The sequence below is a fragment of the Pseudoalteromonas sp. Angola-7 genome (genome assembly GCF_028599255.1).
In the GTDB taxonomy this organism is placed as follows: domain Bacteria; phylum Pseudomonadota; class Gammaproteobacteria; order Enterobacterales; family Alteromonadaceae; genus Pseudoalteromonas; species Pseudoalteromonas atlantica.
This window is the reverse complement of record NZ_JAQREL010000001.1, coordinates 102938-120034: the sequence shown is the minus strand read 5'-3', so window position 1 is coordinate 120034 and position 17097 is coordinate 102938. Positions and strand designations below refer to the sequence as shown.

At 39.5% G+C, this 17097-nt stretch carries 16 protein-coding genes and 2 pseudogenes; 14 read left to right on the top strand and 4 right to left on the bottom strand.

The window, feature by feature from the left end; translation table 11 throughout:
• Positions 1-141: 141 nt before the first annotated feature.
• Positions 142-1443, bottom strand: a complete 1302-nt coding sequence (gene bioA, locus PSH50_RS00595; RefSeq protein WP_273587314.1) for an adenosylmethionine--8-amino-7-oxononanoate transaminase — start codon at positions 1441-1443, stop codon at positions 142-144.
• Positions 1444-1535: 92 nt separating this feature from the next.
• Between bioA and bioB the strand changes: the two genes are divergently transcribed.
• From bioB to htpX, 6 genes are all read left to right on the top strand, one after another.
• Positions 1536-2576 carry a biotin synthase BioB gene (gene bioB, locus PSH50_RS00590; protein WP_004586639.1) on the top strand — a complete coding sequence of 347 codons (1041 nt, stop codon included), beginning with the start codon at positions 1536-1538 and terminating at the stop codon, positions 2574-2576.
• An 11-nt stretch (positions 2577-2587) separates the two neighbouring features.
• Entirely contained in the window at positions 2588-3745 is a 1158-nt protein-coding gene (locus PSH50_RS00585; RefSeq protein ID WP_273587313.1) for an 8-amino-7-oxononanoate synthase, read from the top strand.
• On the top strand, positions 3742-4638 hold the full coding sequence (locus PSH50_RS00580; protein WP_273587312.1) for a methyltransferase domain-containing protein: 897 nt from the start codon (positions 3742-3744) through the stop codon (positions 4636-4638). Before PSH50_RS00585 ends, PSH50_RS00580 begins: the two co-directional genes overlap by 4 nt.
• Before the next feature lie 29 nt (positions 4639-4667).
• Positions 4668-5351: a dethiobiotin synthase gene (bioD, locus tag PSH50_RS00575; RefSeq protein WP_273587311.1), complete on the top strand. Its 684-nt coding sequence runs from the start codon at positions 4668-4670 to the stop codon at positions 5349-5351.
• Between the two features lie 145 nt (positions 5352-5496).
• Entirely contained in the window at positions 5497-7068 is a 1572-nt protein-coding gene (locus PSH50_RS00570; RefSeq protein ID WP_273587310.1) for an FAD-dependent oxidoreductase, read from the top strand.
• Between the two features lie 229 nt (positions 7069-7297).
• The gene (htpX, locus tag PSH50_RS00565) at positions 7298-8161 is read left to right on the top strand and encodes a protease HtpX (protein ID WP_024033579.1); all 864 of its coding nucleotides are present in this window, start codon (positions 7298-7300) and stop codon (positions 8159-8161) included.
• 82 nt (positions 8162-8243) lie between these two features.
• On the opposite strand, the gene gloA is transcribed toward htpX, so the two are convergent.
• The 3 genes from gloA to PSH50_RS00550 form a co-directional block, all read right to left on the bottom strand.
• A complete protein-coding gene (gloA, locus tag PSH50_RS00560) occupies positions 8244-8771 on the bottom strand; it encodes a lactoylglutathione lyase (protein ID WP_024033580.1) in 528 nt (175 codons plus the stop codon).
• 170 nt (positions 8772-8941) lie between these two features.
• Entirely contained in the window at positions 8942-9427 is a 486-nt protein-coding gene (locus PSH50_RS00555; protein WP_273587308.1) for a hypothetical protein, read from the bottom strand.
• Between the two features lie 19 nt (positions 9428-9446).
• Positions 9447-10226 (bottom strand): hypothetical protein, encoded by a 780-nt coding sequence (locus PSH50_RS00550; RefSeq protein WP_273587307.1) that lies wholly within the window; start codon positions 10224-10226, stop codon positions 9447-9449.
• Between the two features lie 284 nt (positions 10227-10510).
• Here PSH50_RS00550 and PSH50_RS00545 point away from each other — a divergent pair, with 284 nt between their 5' ends.
• The 8 genes and pseudogenes from PSH50_RS00545 to PSH50_RS00510 all read left to right on the top strand — a co-directional run.
• The gene (locus PSH50_RS00545) at positions 10511-12517 is read left to right on the top strand and encodes a DNA/RNA non-specific endonuclease (RefSeq protein WP_273609214.1); all 2007 of its coding nucleotides are present in this window, start codon (positions 10511-10513) and stop codon (positions 12515-12517) included.
• Positions 12518-12526: 9 nt separating this feature from the next.
• Positions 12527-13279, top strand: a complete 753-nt coding sequence (locus tag PSH50_RS00540; RefSeq protein ID WP_273587305.1) for an immunity protein YezG family protein — start codon at positions 12527-12529, stop codon at positions 13277-13279.
• Between the two features lie 130 nt (positions 13280-13409).
• Complete coding sequence (locus tag PSH50_RS00535; protein WP_273587304.1) at positions 13410-13796, top strand: hypothetical protein; 387 nt, start codon at positions 13410-13412, stop codon at positions 13794-13796.
• A gap of 48 nt (positions 13797-13844) precedes the next feature.
• Positions 13845-14416, top strand: a pseudogene (locus PSH50_RS21190) (hypothetical protein).
• 302 nt (positions 14417-14718) lie between these two features.
• Positions 14719-15165, top strand: coding sequence for a hypothetical protein (locus tag PSH50_RS00525; protein WP_273587302.1), 447 nt, complete (start codon positions 14719-14721; stop codon positions 15163-15165).
• Positions 15166-15173: 8 nt separating this feature from the next.
• Positions 15174-16100, top strand: coding sequence for a hypothetical protein (locus PSH50_RS00520; RefSeq protein ID WP_273587301.1), 927 nt, complete (start codon positions 15174-15176; stop codon positions 16098-16100).
• Positions 16101-16170: 70 nt separating this feature from the next.
• Entirely contained in the window at positions 16171-16563 is a 393-nt protein-coding gene (locus tag PSH50_RS00515) for a hypothetical protein (protein WP_273587300.1), read from the top strand.
• A gap of 148 nt (positions 16564-16711) precedes the next feature.
• Positions 16712-17095 (top strand): annotated as a pseudogene (locus PSH50_RS00510) (DNA/RNA non-specific endonuclease); the annotation flags it as partial.
• Positions 17096-17097 lie beyond the last annotated feature (2 nt).

The window sequence follows — 17097 nt, the reverse complement described above, 5'->3', positions numbered from 1 at the left end:
TTGTAAATGATAGACATTATCATATCCGTAATATTTACTAAAATCAATATAACAAATACGTCAATGCAAAGCTCAAAACCTGAGCAAAATTAATACCTAACAGGCAAATAATGACTATGCCTTTTAGGTATAATTTAACGCTTAGCAGTAATGCTTACCTGCAATTGCAGTGTAAATGGCATCACATAAGGTGTTTATACTGGCTGAGTCACTTATATACGGGGGCATTAGGTAAATAAGTTTACCAAAGGGTCTAATCCATACGCCTTGCTCTACAAAAAAGGCTTGAATTTTAGCAACATCTACATTGCCAGCAGCATCAGTTAGCTCTACAACACCTATTGCGCCTAAGGTACGGACATTGGCTACCGCATCTAATTCATTGCACTTTTTAAGCTGTTGTAGTTGAGTGTTTATATCGCTAATGCGTTGTTGCCAATCCTGCGCTAAAAGTAAATCTATACTGGCGCACGCAACTGCACAGGCAAGCGGGTTGCCCATAAATGTAGGTCCGTGCATCAAAACGCCGGCTTCACCTTCGCTAATACCCGTTGCTATTTTATCACTTGTTAGTGTAGCCGAAAGGGTCATTGAGCCACCGGTAAGGGCTTTACCAATACATAAAATATCAGGCTCTATATTAGCGTGCTCTACAGCAAATAATTTACCCGTGCGGCCAAACCCTGTGGCTATTTCATCGCAAATTAGTAAAACATTATATTGTGTGCATAATTTACGAACGCAGGCTAAATACGCGGGGTGATAAAAGTTCATGCCGCCGGCGTTTTGTACTATGGGCTCAATAATAAAGGCGGCTACCTCGTGGTGGTGCGTTTTAAAGTATTGTTCAAGCGTTTGGGCTTCTGCTTGGTTAAACTTGCCATCAAATTTACTTACAGGGGCGGGTACAAACACATGTTCTGGTAAAAAACCTTTATACAAACTGTGCATAGAATTAACCGGATCGCACACGCTCATAGCGGCAAATGTATCGCCATGATAACCCTTATACGGTGTCATTAATTTTTGCTTGTGTGTAAACCCTTGGCTTAACCAATATTGCAGCGCCATTTTAATCGCTACTTCTACACTTACCGAGCCGCTATCGGCTAAAAACACCTTAGTTAAACTTTTTGGGGTAATTGTAATAAGCCTTTTACACAGCTCTACCGCGCTGTTATGAGTAATGCCGCCAAACATTACATGGCTCATACTATTAATTTGTTCAATCATGGCGTTATTTAATACCGGATGATTATAGCCATGAATTGCGCTCCACCATGAGGCCATGCCATCAATGAGTTGCTCGCCGGTTTCTAGGTAAATTAAATTATGATTTGCATGAGTAACAGGGTAAACCGGAATAGGCTGTGTCATTGATGTGTAAGGGTGCCAAATATGGTCACGATCAAAATCAAGGTCAATCGTTTGTTTTTTATTCATATGTAAACTTTAACGTGGTGAGTTTCGTTGACAATGGTACTTCAAGACGTAGACTAATCCAACATCACCACTGAGAAAAATAAGAGACTACTATGGAACTTGCACCTGTTCGCCACGATTGGACCCACGCACAAGTAAAGGCATTATTTGAAATGCCATTTAACGATTTATTATTTAAGGCGGCATCGGTTCATCGCGCTAATTTTAATCCTAACGAAGTACAAATATCTACTTTATTATCCATTAAAACAGGGGCTTGCCCAGAGGATTGTAAATACTGTCCACAATCGGGGCATTATAAAACCGACTTAGAGCGCGAGCGCCTACTAGAAGTAGAAAAAGTGGTAGAGCAAGCACGCCTAGCTAAGCAAAAAGGCGCAACCCGTTTTTGTATGGGCGCAGCATGGTCAGATCCAAAAGACAGAGACATGCCGTATATTTCTAAAATGGTAAAAGAAGTAAAAGAACTTGGCCTAGAAACCTGTATGACACTTGGTAAACTTACCAACGAAAAAGCACATGAGCTAAGTAGCGCAGGGCTTGATTACTACAATCATAACCTTGACACTTCGCCTGAATATTACGAGCAAATTATATCAACGCGTACCTTTGAAGACAGATTAAACACCATAGATCACGTGCGTGATGCCGGCATGAAAGTATGCTCAGGCGGTATAGTCGGTATGGGCGAGCAAGCAAGCGACCGTTACGGTTTATTAATGCAGCTGGCAAATTTACCGCAACAACCAGAAAGCGTACCCATTAATATGCTGGTAAAAGTAAAAGGCACTCCGCTTGAAAACGTAGACGATTTAGATCATTTTGAATTTATACGTACCATAGCTACTGCCCGTATTATGATGCCACACAGCTATGTGCGTTTATCGGCAGGGCGCAGCGCCATGAACGAGCAAATGCAATCAATGTGCTTTTTTGCAGGCGCTAACTCAATATTTTATGGTGATAAGCTACTCACAACCGAAAACCCAGAGGCTGATGCCGACATGAAGCTAATTAAAAAATTAGGCATGAACCCAGAAAAACACCAAGACTACTCAGACGAAGCCGTTGCCGCATCGCTGTCATCGCAAGTGGCCGATAAAGCAACGTCAGCCTTATTTTACGAAGCCTAAGCTTACCCTTTATGCCATTTGAATTTTTAAATACGCATTTGCAGCAACAACAGCAACATGCGTTATTGCGTAAACGCCATGTGGTGCAGCGCGCCACAGCACGTACCATTACGGTAAATAACGCAACGTACCTTAATTTTGCCAGTAATGACTACCTAGGCTTTGGTGATTGCAGTATTAACCTTGAGCAAAATAACGTACTCGGTAGCCACAGCTCACCCTTAGTGACTGGGTATCAGGCGCAGCAACAACAGCTAGAGCAATACTTATGTAGCGCGCTTGGCTACGAGGCTGGCATGTTGTTTAACTCGGGCTTTAGTGCAAATAGCAGTGTAATTAAAGCGCTGTTTAACGATAAAAGCACTGCTCAAAACAGTGCTATTTTTCAAGATAAGCTAAACCACGCTAGCTTGATTGACGGCGCAATGCACTCAAATGCCGCATTGATCCGCTTTAACCATAACGATTTAAAGCATTTACGTTCGCGGCTCGAAAAATCAAAAGCACACAATAAGCTAATTATTAGCGAAGGGGTGTTTTCGATGGATGGCGACACCGCCCCCATAAAAGAGCTGCTTGCTTTAGCTAAAGAGCACAATGCTTGGCTTATGATTGACGATGCACATGGTTTTGGCGCACTAGGTAAAACCGGTTTAGGTAGCTGTGAGGCTTTGTTAGATGAAGGCTTAGTACTTCCCGATATACTGGTTATTACTTTTGGAAAAGCAGTAGCAAGCAGCGGAGCCTGTGTATTAGCAAATAATGAATTTATTAATTACATGCTGCAGTTTAACCGCGACTACACGTATTCAACCGCTATGTCGCCGCTTATGGCTGCACTTACGCTTACGCGCCTGCAAGCCATTAAATGTGCAGATGTTAAACGCCAGCAGCTTAGTAGTAACATTGCTTTTTTTAAGCAGCTTTGTAAACAACACGCCATTGCAGTAATGGAGTCAAACACCGCTATTCAGCCCATTGTACTTGGCTGCGCCGAACAAACGTTACACGCAGCACAAAGGCTTAAACAGCAGGGTATTTGGCTAACCGCTATTCGCCCACCTACGGTTGCACATAATACCGCGCGGTTACGTGTAACCTTAACAGCGGCGCATACCCATGCAGATATAACAGTACTTGTTGAGCACTTAAAAGGCGCAATAGCATGATTGCGCAGGCTTTAGCTCATACCCACAGTAAGCAAGCTTTAAATAAAAAGCCCGCGCTTTTACCTATAAATGGGGCTCCACAAAAGCGTGCGCTTATACAAAGTGCTGAGCAAGTACGCCCCCATACAGCGCTTAAAAAGGGAGCGAGTGATAAGTTTTCTAAAGCAGCTGAGCAATACAACAGCCATGCCAATGTACAAAAACAGGCAGCAAGCGATTTATTTAAATTAATAAACTCCCAGCCATACAACCAAAATAAGCGCTGTGTAGATTTAGGAGCTGGCCCACTGGTGAATACCTCGCAGCTAAGCAAACAATACGGCCAAGTGATTGCGATAGATTTAAGCTTAAACATGCTTAAAAGCGCTGCATTAACTAACCCAAAAGTTTGCGCCGATATGGATAACCTGCCGCTACAAGCCAACAGTATTGACGCCATATTTAGTAATTTTGCAGTGCAGTGGTCGGCTAATTTTGAAAAATTAATGCATACGCTTTATAAAAGCTTAAAGCCTGGCGGGCAGGCTTATATAAGCACAGTGGTTGCGGGTTCGCTTAACGAAATTAAAACAGCGTTTGCAGCGCTTGATAACCGTAGCCATATAAATACCTTTAATACACACGCTTATATAAACCAGTCGGTCCAAAAGGCAGGGTTTAGTATTAATAGCTCGCAAAAAGTAATTTATACCGATTGTTACTCAAGCCCGTTAAAAGCCATTAAATCTATTAAAGCCATTGGTGCTACAACGCAAAATCATGCTAATTCACGCCAAGGGTTATTAACGAAGTCGGCGCTACAACGGGTATGCAATGCGTATCCGCTTTTAAACAATCAAGCGTGTGTATCTTACCATGTGGTATTGTTATCATTACAAAAAAGCCATGAGTAGCTAATATTAAAATTAATCAAGGCAGTAAAATGAAAGAATTTTTTATTACCGGTACCGACACCGACGCCGGAAAAACCCACGTGACTAGTTTGCTATTAAAGCTACTTGCCCAACATAAAAAAAACGCAATTGGCTTTAAGCCACTTGCCGCAGGCTGCAAAATGGCGTTTGATCAGCTAGTAAATGCTGATGCACTAATGCTAATGGAAAGCGCCACGGTCAGTGCCAAATACGATGTAATAAACCCCTTTGCCTTTGCGCCGCCCATTGCGCCGCACATAGCCGCAGAGCAAGTAGGGGTTAACATTACGCTCGATAAACTAAGCGCAGCGTACTCAACACTCAAACAACAAGGTGCCGATTACCACCTAACCGAAGGCGCTGGTGGCTGGGCACTACCAATTAATAACACCGATTATTTATACGACTGGGTTAAGGCCGAGCAACTACCCGTAATTTTAGTAGTAGGCATGAAACTAGGCTGTTTAAACCATGCTTTACTTACCGCTGCCCATATGCAAAGTTTAGGCATTAATTGTGTGGGCTGGATTGCCAACCAAGTAGACCCAAATATGGACGAATACCAAGCTAACCTTGATTCGTTAAAAGCACGCTTGCCATTTCCTATTTTGGCTATAAGCCCATACAGCGAGCAAACCCCTAAACTGCAAATATACAAAACCTTACTTAATACCCTCAATATACAGAGCTAATTGTGGCTGCTTTGCGTTTTTAAATGCAAAGCAGTTTTTATATTAAATACATGAGCTTATTAATTGCATTTACGGCTTGAAATTACCCCCTTTAGTACACATATTACAAGTTAAAGCTATTGTTACTAAGGAAATAAACCGCTACATGACGCACCCATATATTAAACGCTTCGCTCAAAACACACAGGTAACGGGTGAACCCGAGGTAAAGCCAAGTGCTCAGCCTAAGACCCGTGTGGGCATTTTAGGTGGCGGCACAGCAGGGGCAACAATAGCTATTCGATTGGCAGCGCTAGGGATTCATACCACTATTTTTGAGAAAAAAAAGTCACTTATAGATGGCCCACCTATGTGCCATTTACACGCCGGTGGTAATTTATACCGTGAAATACCAGACGAAGACTGCATAGATTTACTCAAACAATGTATTGATATTTTACGGCTATACCCCTACACCATAGACGTACGCCCAACCGTGTTTGCAGTGCCTACGCGCGATGACGATTCACCCGATGATTTACTACCACGATTAAATAAAATCACCAACGCGTATAAAGAGTTAGTTGAGCAAGATCCTAATAACAAAGTACTTGGCGAGCCCGACAATTACTACCAGCTGTATAGCCATGAACAAATGATAGCGCTGAGTAAAGAAGAGCAGGTTGCAGAGCCTAAAACGCTAGATGAGTGGATGATCCCCGTTGCTAAGCACCTAAACTTAAACAAAGTAAAATACCCGCTAATTGTTGCTCAAGAATACGGATGGAATATTTTTAGGTTATCGGCCAGCGCCCAACTTGCGCTTGCCCAGTACGAACACGCTAATGTACTTACCAGCACAGAGGTAAAGCAAGTTAGCCAAGCTGAGCAAACCAGTGCCAATAACCAATCGCCAACTTGGAAAATTGAATACCAAAATAACCAAAGCGACTCTACGCAAACAGTAGAGGTAGACTACCTAATTAATGCCTGTGGCTTTCAAACCGGTATTGTAGATGACATGGTAGGCGTAGAGGCCAAACGTATGGTCGAATTTAAAGCCTCTTACATTACGCATTGGCAAGGTGCTGGCGGGCAAATTCCAGAAATTATTATTTATGGTAACCGTGGCACGCCAGAGGGCATGGCACAGCTAACGCCTTATCCTAATGGCTATTATCAAATTCATGGTATGACCAACTCAATTACCTTGTTTAACGATGGCCTAGCCGATACCAACGAGCAAAGTGCACAGCCGCAATTGCCAGCTAAATACTTAAATTACATAAACAATGGGTGGGATCAGCAGGTACTAAAAGCACGTAGCCAAAAAGCCATTGATTATGTAGCCGAGTTTGTTCCGGCATTTAAAAACGCCAACACGCAAAATAATGCCTTGTTTGGTGGCCAGCAAATCCCAGGAGAAGACGATACCTTGCGCGTTGCAGATGTTAGCTTATATTCGCATATTAGCTACGCACGAGCCGAAAACGTAAAAGCGTCATCTACCTTAATCGCTGCCGATGAAATAGTGGCTGAATTTACTAAACTTGGCCTAATAAGCGACGATGCGCACATAAATGAGCATCGTACTCATCACCAGTGGACGTATCTTCAACAACACAACCATGCAGATATAACCAAGGTTGCACAATTACTTGCAAAAGAGCGCGGCTTTCCTACAGATATGGCAACAATTAATAATTGCATTACAAGTAGCGGCATAACCAGCAACTAATTGTTTTTATTGGCGTAACGAGGTTTAATAACTGCGTTACGCCACACTAAACTCCCTTTTTAAACTCCCCAAAAAATTTATTAATAAACCTGCAAATAACCCTTGCGTTATGACATAGTTTGTCACAGAATAGCCCCAACGCCATGACATAGTGTGTCATGGCGTAATGATTGCTTTAACCTAATTTTATTTTATGTTCGGTGATCAAACCTATTTTTGTGAGGACAATATGAAACGTATATTTTTGTTTTTATTAACTAACCTAGCGGTTATGTTGGTATTAGGTGTAGTGCTTTCAATAATAATGAGCGCGCTGGGTTTAAGCCATCGTAGCCTTGGCGGAATATTACTTATAGCCTCTGTATTCGGCTTTGGTGGCTCGTTTATTTCGTTATTTATGTCTAAGTGGATTGCTAAAAAATCAACGGGCGCACAGGTAATTACTCAACCACGCAACGAAACCGAGCACTGGCTTGTACAAACTGTATCAGCACAAGCTCAAAAAGCAGGTATAAAAATGCCTGAAGTAGCAATTTACGACAGCCCAGAAATGAACGCCTTTGCAACCGGCCCAAGTAAAAACAACTCGCTGGTGGCGGTCAGCACTGGTTTATTACATAACATGAATCAAGACCAAGCCGAGGCCGTACTTGCCCACGAAGTATCGCACGTTGCTAATGGCGACATGGTAACGCTTACGCTAATACAAGGCGTGGTAAATACCTTTGTAATATTTGCCGCAAAAGTACTGGCAGGCATAGTTGATAACTTTTTAAATGGCGATGAAGAAGAGGGCGGTAGTAGCTGGTCTTACTTTTTATTCGATATGTTATTCCAAGTTGTATTTGGTGTGCTTGCAAGCATAGTGGTAGCAAGTTACAGCCGTAAGCGTGAATTTGCAGCCGACAGTGGCGCAGCTAAATTAGTAGGTGCAGACAAAATGCGCTCAGCTCTTGAGCGATTAAAGCAAAACCACCCATCGCAATTACAAGGCTCAATGATGGCCTTTGGTATAGCAAGTGGTAAAGGGATGGCTGAACTGTTTTCATCTCACCCACCGCTTGATGCGCGAATAGACGCCCTGCGTAAATAAGCTAACCCTTATTTAAAAACACAAAAGCCAGCTAATTAGCTGGCTTTTTAGTATGTGGTAAACGGTTTATCAAGCGTTCAGATTATTTACCAAAAATAATATCGGTAATTCCCTCAGGTGAGAGTATTTCTATCCAGTAGCCGTCAGGGTCTTTTATAAATGCTAAGCCTTTCATTGAGCCATCATCTGGCTTTTTAACAAATTCTACATCGTATTTTGCAAAGCGCTCACTGGCGGCGTATACATCGGGTACGCTAATACCAATATGGCCAAAGCCTTTAGGCTCTTGGTTACCGCTGTGGTAGCCCTCAAAGCTATCGTCGTCTTCTGTGCCCCAGTTATGGGTAAGCTCAATTAGCGCAGGGCGACCAAATACCCATTTAGCTTTGGTTTTATCATCACCTTGCGGCTGCTCTGGCTCGTACCCTAAAAAGTACAATGTAAACTTCATTTCAGGAAAGTCATACTTACCTAACAGCTTCATACCTAATACATTTTGATAAAATTCGAGCGACGGTTTGGGATCTTTAATACGCAACATAGTTTGCTGCATCACATAGCCTTTAGTGGCTTGTTCTATTTGCTCTGGAGATTCGTTATAGCTAGACATGGTAATCCTTTGTATAAATTAAGAAGCGAAAACTTAGATATAATGCTTAAACCAACATAATCAACCGTAGTTTAAATTTAAATATACAAGTAAAACTTTCAGGCTAAGGCAGCATGTTATAAACACAAAAAAGCCAGCTTAAGCTGGCTTAAAAATAGGAAATTAAACCTTTAATATAAAGCTTTAATTTTTTTCGCAAAATCAGAAGCACTTCTTGTCATCTTATGGCCAGACTCAACCTTTAAAACAGTATCATTTAATGTAAAGTCACTGCTTGAGTCTTTAAAATCCTGTTTTGCAGAAACTTCAATTTTAGTTAAAAGCGCAAGTTCTTCTTTATAATCAACGTCATCTTTACAAATTTGTGATATTGCTTCTAAAACAGAAACGGTACGTTGGCCAGAGTGCGTAATGACCCATTCACTTTTGTATCGATCATCTGTTAGCTTAGTTTCGTTAGCTGCAATCATTTTTTTGTAGTCATCCCAGTTAACATTTACATCTAACTTAGCATTTCCACATGAAGCTTTAACCTTTGCAGTTTCTTCTGCAATACTGGCATCTGCAGCGCGCATCGCTTTTTTATCTTTAATTGAAGCATAAGCAGATGTACTAAATACAGCAATTATAAGTCCAGCTAAAATTTTTTGTTTCATTACTTCTTCCTTTTAGTGATTAAAAAATATCATAAATAAGTTTATGACTGGTTTCGGGTAAATTTTCTACTTTATTTCCTAAACGAATAGTTAGCTTGCTACTAGATAATTTTGCACTATGTGTTTCAGGTGTATCTGAGGGCATTACTTTGATTGTTTTTATATTTTTAACGGCCTCAGCGTAGTCTTCATCTATTGCACAAATAGCCTCTAAAGATTGTAAATAAGCTGAAAGCTTAGATGGGGCCGTTTTGATTTTCATCTTTTCAAAAAGGTTCCAATCAATATCGACGTCAATTGAAGAATTACAGTTTAATACGAGTGATTCCAAATGTTTTTTATACATTTTTTTGGCTTCAATTTTACTAAATGTTTCGAATTGCCTTTTTTTGTATTGCTCAATAATTCTTCTATCTTTAGCTCTGTCTGTTGTACCTTGGTAAATAACTTTAGTAACGGTATCGTCGTCTAAATACACATTTGAATACGATACCACCGTACCAGAAATTATTGTTTGGTCACCGTCATTTCTAAAATTAACATTGGGCATACCTACTAGCTTAAAATGATAGCCTTTGCCGATATCGTTTTTAGATTTTTTATATAGTAAGGTTTCTCCATCAAAGTGATGCTCAAATCCTTGGTAATTTAAGTAGTAGGTATCTTGTTTTTTACTCGGAACAACGAATAGAGTTGCTTCACGTTCGGAGTCGAAACTATAATAAATTTTAGAAGTTTCTGTTGCAGAAAAAGCATGGGTAGATATAAAAAGGGTTGATAAAATTAGAGGTAGCTTCATTCTTTAATCCATTAATAATGTTGGTAAATTGATATTACATCCCGCAATATTTTAGGTACTATACTTCACTCTTTTAATTGGGTCAAAAATTTACAGCTTTTGTTGCTTCTTATAAATAAAGTGGTTTTTACTATTACTCCCAAATAACCAATTAGACTCAGTAATGCAAAGCCACCAACGCTATGTAAAAAAGAGCGTGACACCTTTGGTCATGTAACTGAGCAACACGCAATCCTTGTAGGCATTTTTAATACAACAGCCTCGGCCAGTTAATACAACAAACATTGGCAGGCTCACGTGCTGATATAACCACACACTACCAGTGGGATAGCTTTGGTAACTCGCAAAGTCAGACTGTTCAATTAAACACAAGCGATGCAGACCTTAGAGATACAGGCGAGCAGGGTATAGAACATGATGCAGCCAGTAATAAGCATACAGCCAGTTCTTCTATTGATTTAACACACGCCACCCATACCGAATACAATGAGTTAGCACCAAACAGTAATGAAAGTAGTAGTAAAAATAGTAGCAATGCTGACTCCGTAATAAACAATAAAGGCATTAACAACACCACAATAAACAGTGCCACCGACGCCGACCGCCTAACACACTTTGGCGACAGCGACTTTTACTACGACGAGTTTGGTAACCAAATACGTGAAACCGGCAAAGGCATAAAAACCCGCCGTGAATACAACGCGTTTAACCAGTTAAGCTGTTTTAACAACAACGGCACGCTCACCCAATACGACTACGACCCACTCGGTCGTCGTATTGCTAAGCACACCGAGCACGGTAAAATTGACTACATTTGGGATAACGACCAGTTAATCGGCGAATGCCAACACGGTGAATATACCTGGTATATCAACCTGCCGAATCAATTTCACCCAGTAGCGCTTATTAAACAAGGTGAAGTGTACTACTACCACCTAGACCAGCTTAACACCCCACGCTTTGTAACCAACAACAAAGCAGAAGTCGTATGGGAAAACCAAGCCGATGTGTATGGTTATGAAGAACCAGAAGCCGAGCCTGACACTAATAAAGAGCATAGCTTCTCTCAGCCAATACGTTTTCAAGGGCAATATTTAGATGAAGAGAGCGGCTTACATTACAACCGTTATCGCTACTACAGCCCCAAACAGCAACGCTTTATAAACCAAGATCCGATAGGGTTAGTGGGTGGGATAAACCATTACCAATATGCGCCGAATCCGGTGAATTGGGTGGACCCGTTTGGGTTGAGTTGTAAGGAAAGCTCTCCAACGGATAATCTAGTTCCTGTAATTGGCGCGTCTGGTAAAATAGTTGAACATATATCACGTGATACTAAATTAGTCAGATTCGAAAGTCCTCTAGAAAGTACGCCGATGACACCGCATGAATCACCGTTTTTTGACGTTTCAAAGGCAATGGAATACGGCTTGAAACCTGATTATTATCAAGCTTTATTTGCAGCTTCGGAACCAAATCTCGACGAACTAACAAAGCTAAGGAAGAAGCAGGGGTATTTTGATGATGATGTGGAACTAAAACAAGCAACGGTAGGTGAGTTGTTGGATAAAAATCCTAATGCAAAAGTGTTATCTGATTTTAGATTTAACGGCTCTGTTTTAGGTAAAAAATCTGGGGGTTATATTGTAGTCACAAATAATCAACCAGAAAAACCAAAAGAGCCAGAAAAATCTAAAAAACTCAACTTTAAAAAGCCAAAAGCTGAGAGTGAAAAGGTAGATAAGCCAATTGTAAAAATTTTGGCTGGAAGTGCATCAGATAAGCCAAGAGGAAGAGGTAGTTGGGCGAAAGAACTTGAAAATCCGGAACCTAATACTATATACGAAGTTACTTCTATCCATGATGGTCAACCTGCAACTTATACTTATGAAACAGATGAACAAGGACGTACAATAAGAGTCAAAGGAAAGCTTGTAAAGTCAGCTATTAAAGATCGAAAAACAAGGGATAAAAAACATCGCAGTGCGAAACAGAGTAGCTACGGCGGTGATGACCCTAACTATGATGGCGGGCATTTAATTGGTACCCTATTTCAAGGCCCAGCAGAAAAAATAAACTTAGTACCTCAACTAAAAGATCAAAACCGCCATGGCGAATGGCGACAAATGGAAAGAAAGTGGGCAGAGCATTTGGGAGACGGTAAAGATGGGAAAGACGTTCAAGTGGAAATATTGATAGAATACGATGGTGATGCCACTAAACCAAAGTCATTACGTGTAACCACCACCTTAGACGGGGTAATGCAAAACCCCCAACACTTTGATAATTAAGGAATTGATTTGTTTGATGATATAGATGAAATATATAACCATATTGGGCAGAGTATGTTTGAACACTTACCTGAAAAATGGGACAAAGCATACTTAGAGGTGAATTTATACAGATTAAATGTGTCAATATCGATTGGCTCTAAATACACTTATGCTCAACAGACTTTTGATTTTGATTTAGATGTCATTAATGGTGTTTATAAGAATTCAATGTGTAATAAGGCCTTTTATGCTCTTTATATGATTATGCAAAAGGATGAAGATGATGTGCCTTGGAATAAAGCACGTTTTGAAATAACATCCGATGGCGACTTCTCAATTGATTTTAAATATGATGAAGATTTTGCTTATTTAAATTCATTAGATCCTGATAAAGATAAGTATCCCAGTTCGGATGAAATTTTAGCAATAGAAACATGGGAAGGTTTGCCTGAAAGTTATCCTAGATATTGGGCAAAAACGTTATTGGTGCTTCCAGATGTAGATACGTTAACGAGAGCAGATGTTTCTGCATTTACTTTAAAACATAATAACTCTGCATTGTTGAAAGAGCACTGGCAAGATAAGTACTCCGATAATGCAATGCGCTTATGGGAAGAGGTCAAGCAAGCCTATAAAAATAAACTGGAAAGCAAGTACAGTATAGAAGAGTTAATATTTGTCCTTAATTATGATTTTGCTGTTATGCCTTATCAAAACTCTAAGGAAGATGATTTAGGGTTTTATAAATGGATATTTATTGAAATTTCAAAACTAAGTTAAAATATTTTAGTTTTTTCATATTTTATTTATAAAAATTTAAATAATATAAATACTCATCTTAAATGATTGATGTTCACTTACCGATGACTAATCGCATCTAAAAGAGATAACGTTAAAAATGGATTTTTAGATGTCATTAATAAGAATAGGAAAATCGGTTGGATTAGGCGGCTTTAACAGCTCAACTGATATAATAGCTGTACAAACCACGCTAAATAAATCACAAAGGCTTATCTCGCTTACACAAGCTTTAATTTGTGTTTTATTACTTGCGATAAGTCATATCGCTTTCGCGTCAGAATGTTTAAATATAAAAGTAACTAAGCCTATAAAAGTTGATGACAAAACAGGGCAATTGCAGTCATTGAAGTTTGAGCAAGTTAAATTACTCCACAAAGATAAGTCAGGTATTTTCTTACCTACGAGGGACACCTACATTTTGTCTTTTAGTGAAGGGATCCCTTTTATTGCAAATAAACAAGACTCCCATCCTAATTTTTGCAGTTTGGCTAACTAAGCACTAGGTTTTTGTCAGTGCAATAAACAAGTAGGGTGTCTTATGGCAATGGCAATGGCAAGAAAGCGTCAAGTAAGTTTGGCTGATACAAAATATTACCACTGTATATCACGTTGTGTTCGGCGTGCATTTTTATGTGGCGAAGACCATTTTATGGGTCAATCTTACGCGCATCGCAGAGGGTGGGTTGAAGACAAACTGCTTGAGTTAGCTAAGATATTTTCTATTGATGCGTGTGTTTATGCAGTAATGAGTAACCACACCCATTTAGTGCTTATGTAGATGATAAAAAGCGAATCGATTAAATGACAAAGCGATTGTCATTCGCTGGCATAAACTCTGTAAAGGCACGTTACTCTCGCAAAAATACATATAAGGCTAAAAGCTAAGTAAAGCAGAACTTACCTTTTTTAATCAAACAGTCAAACAATACCGCGAACCATAATTACTCTTGCTCGAAAGAGTCAATATTCCCCCAGAAACTGGTTAAAATTCACCACACAATTTACGCGCGTATTTCACGTCGAAGTGGGCGACTCAGCTCACAAGGAAATTACTGTGAAAGCTTAAACAGAAAAGGGCGAACGAATATCAGTAACTGCGAAAAGCTACTGGCATAGACTTAAACTATTCATTAATAAATCATAACTGCACCAATGCAGTTATTTTTATGCGTATAATTTAGGTTTATAGATGAAAGTGGCTTATTTAGTAGATGAAAAGAAGTAACGCAGTCATAAAAAATAAATCATTAACCTAAAAAAATAAATCTAGTAACACAGCTTTGCTTGCTAAATTAGAGCGGGTGTTTTGTTTAATTTTTTATGAAAAGCATGAAGTAGTCGTTGGTCCTTATAAAAAATTACAAGGGATAATAAAGAAAGGCTACCAGCGGGAGCACTTTATTCCCCACTCTTGTTTTATGGAAAGAGCTAAGTATGCAAATGAAAAACGGTCTAAAGTTCCTATTAGCAAAGACTTTGGTAATTATAATGAAGCCGATGCGATAACATATTTTGTATTTGATGATCAAAGTAAAGGCACTGAGCACAGATACCTTACTGATGTTGAAAAAGATTATGCAAAATCGCTTGATAAAAAAGGCGAGTACGCCACAGTGAATGAGTGGCTAGATCATATGGAGAGTGAGACGGCAAAGTCGCTTAGTATGGAGACAATTGAAAGGGCGCCAGGCGTATATGAGGCGAGGATCCCAGAAGAGGAAGCAGCTTTAGTGGCCAAGGCGATTCGAATAGATGCCGAAAGCTACTTAGACAGTGCTGGGGTTGATAAAGATGCACAGATGTCTAACTTAGTCGGTGGTGGTGATGTACCTGATATTGAAGATAAGATTATAGAAGAGTTCTAAGGAATATAATGGCAAACAATTACGATATTTCACATGTTATTGATTTATGTTACTCCAGTCTGGGAGAACATATACTGTATACATTTTACGATGAAGCTAACCCAATGGCAGCCGTTGGAGCAGTAACATTAAGCCAAGGTTTGAAAAATCAAAAACTATTAGGCGTAAATTTTCAGCTTAACGCTATGTGGTCGTCACAAGATGGTCATTTATGGGTTGTAGATGATCAAGGTGACGTATTTACTAATGCCAACATTAATTTTAAGCAGCCGCCATTCGAGCGATTAAAATTTAATTCAGGTAGTTTTGATATTAAGTGGAATGTTACCGAAGTATTTAAAGGCCAGTTAAATGCTATTTGGGGAACAACAGACGAAGATGTTTGGGTTACCTCCTTTGCAGGCCCAGCATTTCATTGGGACGGTCAGTCTTGGGCAAAGTACACACTTCCAAAAGCGCCAAATGCAATAGATGGCTCAGTTTCTGATGACGTATACGTAGTTGGTTATGATGGAAACATACATCATTTCAATGGGAGTGCTTGGGCTAAAATAACATTACCCTCAGGCATTCCGCAGCAAGATGCATTTACCGATGTAAAAGTACTTTCACGAGAAAAGGTTTTTATTACTGGTCGAAGTGGCTGTTTATTAATGGGTAATGCAAATGATGGCTTCACAGATATTGGGTCTGCTAAATATTCATGGTATGGAGTTGGGGCAATAGACGAGCGCATTTTTCTTGCCGGTGGCGAGCAAGGTATATTCGAATTAATTGATGGGCAATTTGTATGTCTGAAAGATAAAGGGCAGCCTGTAGGTGTATTTGAAATCCCTAACGCCATTAACTTTATACCTGCAGAGCAACAACCAAACCCATGGTTTGTAAGGTATGAACCAGGAGCTAGCAGAGAATGGACGAAAGTAAATACTTAAATAGCTAGCAAAACCTGATTCTTATAAAAGTCAAATTTCAAAGTATATTTAATAGAGTTGTTTAGGATTTATGAAAATAAAAAGAGTGTTTAACAGAGAAGGTGACTCACCTAGTTCAACCCTGTCATGGGTCTATGAAGGAGAGCTAATTGAAATAAATTTTAGCTTTGATGCTAGTGCTGTTTTTTCTAAAAAGCTAAATCTAGTTTTTGTTGAAGCATATGCCGATATGGAAGTTCAGCTTTTTAAGTTAAATGGTAATTATGTTGAAAAATACAAAATTGCTACTTTAGAGCATTATAGCTTCCGCGGTTTAAATCAAAACATGGATTCAAAAACAGGTGTTTCACTATTATTTCACCCAGATACTAATGAAGTTGGTAATGAATGGGGAGACACAGAGCAATATGAATTTATAAAAGAGGATAATACTTTAGGTAAGTATCTTGATATTTATAGATAAAACCTATTTTGGCGAGTTCATAAGATTAAATATGGATATAAAAGTAATTGCCTTGTACAAAAAACAAGAAGCTATCTTGTAGAGTTAGCTTTAGAGTAAAGGTAGGCCTATTTCAGTTTAGGCAACATTAAAATCTACTTATCATGGCAAGCGCTCATCTAAAGAAAAAAAAGCACAAAGTGAAGCTGGTGGTGAAGCTAGGTTAACTGATGATGGCGGTCATTTAGTTGGCCATCGCTTTATGAGTAATCAAGGAGAGAAAAACTTATTTCCACAAAACTCTAACTTTAATCGAGGTAGTTATAAGTCGATGGAAAATGAGTGGGCAGATTGGACCGAAGCTGGATATGAGGTCAAACTAAAGGTTTCGCTTGAGCCCCCTGGATCAGCTCGACCTACTGATGTAATTAGTGAATATGAAGTATTTGATCCTAAAAGTAAAAAAAGGGTATATAAAAAACGTCATAAGTTTAATAACCAAAATGGGCAAACTTATGTGCGAGTCCCAAAAGAAGTAATGCAAAAAATGTAGAG

Excerpts from the sequence above, each read along its gene's own strand:
- gloA (WP_024033580.1), bottom strand. The coding sequence starts at position 8,771 with ATGTCTAGCTATAACGAATCTCCAGAGCAAATAGAACAAGCCACTAAA.
- PSH50_RS00550 (WP_273587307.1), bottom strand. The coding sequence starts at position 10,226 with ATGAAGCTACCTCTAATTTTATCAACCCTTTTTATATCTACCCATGCT.
- bioD (WP_273587311.1), top strand. The coding sequence starts at position 4,668 with ATGAAAGAATTTTTTATTACCGGTACCGACACCGACGCCGGAAAAACC.
- htpX (WP_024033579.1), top strand. The coding sequence starts at position 7,298 with ATGAAACGTATATTTTTGTTTTTATTAACTAACCTAGCGGTTATGTTG.
- PSH50_RS00515 (WP_273587300.1), top strand. The coding sequence starts at position 16,171 with ATGAAAATAAAAAGAGTGTTTAACAGAGAAGGTGACTCACCTAGTTCA.
- PSH50_RS00520 (WP_273587301.1), top strand. The coding sequence starts at position 15,174 with ATGGCAAACAATTACGATATTTCACATGTTATTGATTTATGTTACTCC.
- PSH50_RS00570 (WP_273587310.1), top strand. The coding sequence starts at position 5,497 with ATGACGCACCCATATATTAAACGCTTCGCTCAAAACACACAGGTAACG.
- PSH50_RS00585 (WP_273587313.1), top strand. The coding sequence starts at position 2,588 with ATGCCATTTGAATTTTTAAATACGCATTTGCAGCAACAACAGCAACAT.
- bioA (WP_273587314.1), bottom strand. The coding sequence starts at position 1,443 with ATGAATAAAAAACAAACGATTGACCTTGATTTTGATCGTGACCATATT.
- bioB (WP_004586639.1), top strand. The coding sequence starts at position 1,536 with ATGGAACTTGCACCTGTTCGCCACGATTGGACCCACGCACAAGTAAAG.
- PSH50_RS00535 (WP_273587304.1), top strand. The coding sequence starts at position 13,410 with ATGTCATTAATAAGAATAGGAAAATCGGTTGGATTAGGCGGCTTTAAC.
- PSH50_RS00580 (WP_273587312.1), top strand. The coding sequence starts at position 3,742 with ATGATTGCGCAGGCTTTAGCTCATACCCACAGTAAGCAAGCTTTAAAT.
- PSH50_RS00555 (WP_273587308.1), bottom strand. The coding sequence starts at position 9,427 with ATGAAACAAAAAATTTTAGCTGGACTTATAATTGCTGTATTTAGTACA.
- PSH50_RS00525 (WP_273587302.1), top strand. The coding sequence starts at position 14,719 with ATGGAAAGAGCTAAGTATGCAAATGAAAAACGGTCTAAAGTTCCTATT.